The 6,165-nt window shown below is 62.3% G+C and carries 5 protein-coding genes; 3 read left to right on the forward strand and 2 right to left on the reverse strand.

Translation table 11 applies throughout. The annotated features are described in order from the left end of the window. Positions 1-115 precede the first annotated feature (115 nt). Together ACP15R_RS21170 and mutM are read right to left on the reverse strand one after the other, a co-directional pair. Entirely contained in the window at positions 116-892 is a 777-nt protein-coding gene (locus tag ACP15R_RS21170) for an enoyl-CoA hydratase (protein ID WP_424988061.1), read from the reverse strand. Between the two features lie 64 nt (positions 893-956). Beyond that, positions 957-1,808, reverse strand: coding sequence for a bifunctional DNA-formamidopyrimidine glycosylase/DNA-(apurinic or apyrimidinic site) lyase (gene mutM / locus ACP15R_RS21175; protein ID WP_424988062.1), 852 nt, complete (start codon positions 1,806-1,808; stop codon positions 957-959). A gap of 86 nt (positions 1,809-1,894) precedes the next feature. Here mutM and ubiE point away from each other — a divergent pair, with 86 nt between their 5' ends. The 3 genes from ubiE to ACP15R_RS21190 all read left to right on the forward strand — a co-directional run bounded on the left by ubiE (position 1,895) and on the right by ACP15R_RS21190 (position 6,131). Continuing rightward, entirely contained in the window at positions 1,895-2,647 is a 753-nt protein-coding gene (gene ubiE, locus ACP15R_RS21180; protein ID WP_424988063.1) for a bifunctional demethylmenaquinone methyltransferase/2-methoxy-6-polyprenyl-1,4-benzoquinol methylase UbiE, read from the forward strand. A gap of 1 nt (position 2,648) precedes the next feature. Continuing rightward, on the forward strand, positions 2,649-4,181 hold the full coding sequence (ubiB, locus tag ACP15R_RS21185) for a 2-polyprenylphenol 6-hydroxylase (protein ID WP_424988064.1): 1,533 nt from the start codon (positions 2,649-2,651) through the stop codon (positions 4,179-4,181). A gap of 393 nt (positions 4,182-4,574) precedes the next feature. After that, the gene (locus tag ACP15R_RS21190; RefSeq protein WP_424987223.1) at positions 4,575-6,131 is read left to right on the forward strand and encodes an ISL3 family transposase; all 1,557 of its coding nucleotides are present in this window, start codon (positions 4,575-4,577) and stop codon (positions 6,129-6,131) included. Positions 6,132-6,165: the final 34 nt, after the last annotated feature.

Here is a 6,165-nt window from a genome sequence, read left to right on the forward strand (position 1 = left end):
GATCCACCAGAGTGATTCTAGCCTGAGCGGGCCGCACGCGCATGTATGGCAGCGGTCCCTATCCAGTTTCGGCGCATTTGCCAACCGGAATTTTGCGGAACCGCCGCGATCGGGCTTACTTGTCGCGGAACTGCGGCTGCCGCTTTTCGAGGAAAGCCGCCATGCCTTCCTTCTGATCTTCTGTTGCGAACATCGAATGAAACACCCGCCGCTCGAACAACAGCCCTTCCGAGAGCGTGGTTTCATAGCTGCGGTTCACCGATTCCTTGGCCGCAAGGATCGTCATCATCGACTTTTCTGCGATTTTCTGCGCGGTGCTCGTGGCTTCTTCGAGCAGCTTCTTGGCGGGGACGACACGGCTGACCAGCCCGGCGCGCTCGGCCTCTTCGGCCGGCATGAAACGACCGCTCAGGTTCATGTCCATCGCCTTGGATTTGCCCACGAAACGGGTCAGCCGCTGAGTGCCGCCCAGCCCCGCGATGACGCCAAGGTTGATCTCCGGCTGGCCGAACTTGGCCGTGTCCGCCGCAATGATGAAATCACAGGCCATCGCCAATTCACAGCCGCCGCCCAACGCATAGCCGGCAACCGCGGCAATGATCGGCTTGCGGATCCGCCCGATCCGGTCGGTGGCGTCGGCGAACAGGTTGATGTTGAACACGTCGCCAAAGCCCAGTTCGGACATTTCCTTGATGTCCGCCCCGGCGGCAAATGCCTTTTCCGATCCGGTAAGAACGATACAGCGCACCTTTTCATTGGCATCTGCCTCTTCCAGCGCCTGGCACAATTCCAGCAACAGTTGCGAGTTCAGCGCGTTCAGGGCATCCGGCCGGTTCAACCGGATCAGTGCAACGTGATCATCGACATCGACATTGATTGTCTCAAAGGCCATGTATTTCGCTTTCGGTTGTTCCGATCAGAGTCGAAGCCTTACCATGCAGATTTCGCGTTTCAAGCTATCTTTGGCATTGGGCACAGTAGAAGGATGAGCGTCCGGATTGCGTGATTCGCCTGATTTTTGCGCTGCAACCGGGGCTGCGGCAGGGCTGCCCCTCGCGCCCGTAAACATCGAAACAGTGCTGAAAATATCCAAGTTCGCCATCGGCTTGCCGAAAATCCCGCAACGATGATCCGCCTGCGTCAATGGCTTCGGACAACACCTGCCGGATGATCGGAACCAGCGCCCCGACCCGGGCCGCCGCGATGTTGGCGGCCTTGCGACGCGGCGACAAAGAGGCGCGGTACAGCGCCTCGCAAACATAGATGTTGCCCAGCCCCGCGACGACCTTCTGATCGAGCAACACCGATTTGACCGGGCTTTGGCGCCCGTGAAACGCCGCGATCAGGCCGGTTTCGTTGAAATCGTTGCCCAGGGGTTCCGGCCCGAGCACGGCGAGCAACTTGTGCTGTTCGGCCGTTCGGGTCTCCAGCAGGTCCATGGCCCCAAAGCGGCGGGGATCGTTGAAGGTGATCCGCGCGCCGTTGCCCATGTGAAACACCACATGGTCATGTTTCTGCGCCGCCGGATGGGTTCGGACAAACTGGCCCAGCGGATCCCCCGACACGGTCATCCGCCCGGACATGCCAAGATGAACCAACAGCGTCTCGCCACGATCCAGATCGACAAGGATGTATTTCGACCGACGGCGCAGCCGCAGGACGCGGCAACCGGTCAACCGTTCGGCCATCCGCGCGGGGAAGGGCCAGCGCAGATCGGCGCGGTTCACCTCGGCGCGGGCGATGATCTGGCCCTCCATCGCCGGTGTCAAACCGCGACGCACTGTCTCGACCTCTGGCAATTCGGGCATTTGATGTCTTTCTGTTCAAGGGGCCGCATTGTGCCCGCCCCACAGCGCCCTATAACAAGGGCGAAACCCTGAGGCGGCAAGACCCGATGACAGATACCAACGACAAAACCACCCATTTCGGTCGCGAGACCATTCCCGAGAATGAAAAGGCCGGCCGGGTGCAGGGCGTTTTCAACTCGGTCGCGTCGAAATATGACATCATGAATGACGTGATGAGCGTTGGCGTTCACCGGCTGTGGAAAGACGCGATGATGGACTGGCTCGCGCCGCGCCCGGGTCAGCGCCTGCTGGATGTGGCGGGGGGCACCGGCGACATTTCTTTCCGCTTCCTCGAACGCGCCGGGCATGGCCACGCCACCGTTCTGGACCTGACCGAACCGATGCTGGTGGAGGGCCGCAAACGCGCCGAGGCCGCCGATATGGCCGACAGCCTGAACTGGGTTGTGGGCGACGCCATGGCGCTGCCCTTTCCGGATAACAGCTTTGATGTCTACACGATCAGTTTCGGCATCCGCAACGTGACCCGCCCGCAACAGGCGCTGGACGAAGCGTTTCGCGTGCTGCGCCCCGGAGGCCGCCTGATGGTGCTCGAGTTCAGCCAGTTGCCCAACGAAGGGCTGCAAAAGCTCTACGACCTCTACAGTTTCAACATCATCCCCCGCATGGGCCAGATGATTGCCGGTGATCGCGACAGCTATCAGTATCTCGTCGAATCGATCCGCAATTTCCCCGATCAGGAAACTTTCCTCTCCATGGTGCGGCAGGCGGGGTTCGAAAATGCCAGGTATCGCAACCTGAGCATGGGAATCGCCGCCCTGCATTCGGGATGGAAAATCTGAGATGCGCGGGCCTCACAACATCATCCGGTTGATCCGCACCGGTGCAACGCTTGAACGGACCGGGGCCATGAACGTGGTTCTGGACGCTTTCGAAGCCCCGCGCGCCCTGCGGTTCGTGGCCCATGCCCTGGGCAAGCCATTCATGTGGCTCGGTTACAAGGGCGACCCGGAGATGCCACCCGCCACCCGCGCCCTGACGGCTCTCGGCCCGGCCTATATCAAGTTCGGCCAGGTGCTCTCGACCCGGCCTGATGTCGTCGGGAATGAGCTCGCCGAACAACTGCGCGTGCTACAGGACAAGCTGCCCCCGTTTTCGATCGACACCGCCAAGGCCGAGGTTGAACGCGAACTGGGCCGTCCGGTTGCCGAGATCTTCTCGGAGTTCAGCGAGCCCATCGCCGCCGCATCGATTGCCCAGGTCCACAAGGCGCGGCTGAACGACACCGGCGAGGACGTCGCGGTCAAGGTGCTGCGCCCGGGCATCGAACGGGCCTTTCGCAGGGATATCGACGCCTTCTATTTCGCCGCCCGCATCGTCGATCTCTTTGCACCGGGGGCGCGCCGCCTGCGCCCGATGGAGGTGATCGAACATTTCGACGGTGTCGTGCGGGGCGAACTTGACCTGCGTCTTGAAAGCGCCGCCGCCTCGGAATTCGAAGCCAACACCCGCGATGACGCGGGGTTCTGCCTGCCCCCGATCATCTGGTCCCTGTCGGCGCGGCGCGTGATGACCCTGGGGTGGGCCGATGGCGAACCCCTGGGCGACAACGGCGCGCTTGACGCCGCCGGGCATGATCGCCGCGAACTGTCCGAACGCGTCCTGCGGCTGTTCCTGCTGCACGCCCTGCGCGACGGCTATTTCCATGCCGATATGCACCAGGGCAACCTCAAGGTTGGGCGCAACGGTGACATCATCGCCTATGATTTCGGGATCATGGGCCATATCGATGAATATACCCGCCGCGTCTATGCCGAGATCCTGTTCGGTTTCATCCGCCGCGACTACCAGCGGGTTGCCGAAGTGCATTTCGAAGCAGGCTATGTTCCCGCGAACAAGGATGTCGACGAATTCGCCCGCGCCCTGCGCGCGGTGGGCGAGCCGATTTTCGGAATGGACGCAACCCAGATCTCCATGGGCCGGCTGCTCAGCTATCTGTTCGAAGTGACCGAACGCTTCGGGATGGAAACCCGCACCGAGCTGATCCTGCTGCAACGCACCATGGTCGTTGTCGAAGGTGTCGCCCGGTCACTGAACCCGCACACCAATATCTGGGAAGTCGCGCGCCCGGTGGTCGAAGACTATATCAAGCAATCCATCGGCCCCCGCGCCCTTGCTTCCGATCTGGCCAAAACCGCCCGCGTTCTTGCCCGCTTTGGCCCGCGCCTGCCCGGCTTGGTCGAAGCGGCCCTGGTGCGTCAGGCCAGCGAAGGCGAGCCAGACAGAAAATCCACCTGGCCCCGCCTCCTCATCGCGGGCCTTGCCGGACTGACGGCGGGCGCCGGGCTTGTCCTCTTGCTCCAGACGCTCACCTGATCCCGGCCGGCACCTTTTTGCCTTGGCCGCTGGATCGCAACTCGGCCAACACAGCAATTCGAGCGCGGGGCAGAGGCGTGCGGCGGTCTGAGTTGGCGGGCTTGCGGCTTCAGCGGTGATGGAATAGCGCCCTGAAAGTGGTCCACCAACTGGGATAGATTGTCCCGTAAATTGGAAGATCAGCGATGGCTGGGAAACTAGAAGAGCCCGAAGAGATAGTATCTAAGATTCGGCGGGCTGAAGTTCTGCAAGGTCAAGGGGCGACGATTGCGGAAGCGGTGCGCCAAATCGCCATAACGTGTGGATCGGCATGCAAAATTGGGTCTGAAGCAGATTTGGTGCAGTCCAACTTGCCAAGCGCTATATATCGGCAGGTTTTGGAGGAGATTGCCGATGGCGTCACAGTTTTCACGGCGGGATTTCCTGCCAGCAGGTCTCAAGGCCGATCAGGTCGAGCTTGTTGGGAACACGGTCCGGATCCACTCGCGTTCCGCCAAAGCCGCGGCAGCGTGCCCGCGCTGCGGCACGGTTTCACGTCATGTTCACAGCAGATACCGCCGACGGCCTGCCGATCTGCCTGCGCATGGCCGGAAGGTGGAACTGGTCCTGTTGGTTCGCCGATTTCGCTGCTGTGCTCCGCAGTGCCCGGCCAGGATATTTGCGGAGCGGTTCCCACCTGCGGTAACCCGGCCGCATGCGCGGCGTACCTCCCGTCTGCAAGGACTGGTCCGGCACCTCGGCCTGGCACTCGGCGGGCGCCCGGCACAGGCGCTCGCCGCACGGCTCCTGCTGCCGGTCAGCAAGGATACGTTCCTCCGCAGCATCCGGGGCGCGGCGACGGCCTCAAGCAGTGATCTCCGCGTCATAGGTATTGACGACTGGGCTTGGCGAAAGGGGCAGAGATACGGCACTTTGATCTGCGATCTGGAGCGACGCCGGGTCATTGATCTCCTTCCAGATCGAGAACCGGCCACGGTCGAGGCCTGGCTGCGGGCCCGTCCGGGGATCGAGGTCGTCGCCCGCGACCGCAACGGAGGCTATGGTGGTGCCGTTTCACGGGCCTTGCCAAAGGCGGTTCAGGTTGCCGACCGCTGGCACCTGTTGGAGAACGCGAGCACGGCTTTCCTGGCCGCCGTACAGCGTAACATGCCTGCCATCCGCAAAGCCATCGGCGCAAATGCACTGGATCCAAAGCTTCTGACGGCAGCGGAAAAGCTTCAATATGAGGGCTTTCAGCGCCGCCAACAAACCAACCGCATGGTTCGCCAGATGGCCGATGACGGCACTCCGATCAGACGCATCGTGCGCCTGACCGGATTGAGCCGCGGGCTGGTCCGCCAGATCATCCGTGGTGAGCGCGAAGACGTCTTTCGCATTCGCGAGAGCAGTCTGACCCCTTGGCTACCGCGTCTGGAACGGGAATGGAACGGCGGCTGCCGAAACGGCGCAGAGCTCTGGCGCCGACTGCGGGCAGATGGTTTCCAGGGCAGCCTCCGCGTCGTTGGAGAATGGGCCACGCGCCAGCGCCGTGCCGAGCAGGCCGCGCCGTCGGGTACAGAAAAGTCGCCGCCCGCGCGCAAGATTGCTCGTCTCCTGACCTTGGGCCGGGATCATCTGTGCAAGGCCGATGCCATCCAGGTTGCAAGGATCGAAGCTTCGCTGCCTGCCCTCGCTGCAGCCCGCAGGATGACGGACCGGTTTACGGACATGGTACGCAATGCTCGCGAAGACGCGCTGGAAGGATGGCTGAATGAAGCGGAGGACGGGCTGCTCGGTGCTTTCGCCCGCGGGCTTCGCCGGGATCAGGTGGCGGTCGCCGCAGCCCTGCGTGAACCATGGTCGAACGGACAGACAGAGGGCCAGATCAATCGATTGAAGACGCTGAAACGCCAGATGTATGGCCGCGCCAACATAGATCTGCTCAGGGCACGCCTCGTCACGGCATCTTAGCCACCAAGGTGCATCAACTTTGAGTCAGACCCAA

The organism is Microbulbifer sp. S227A (genome assembly GCF_049800935.1).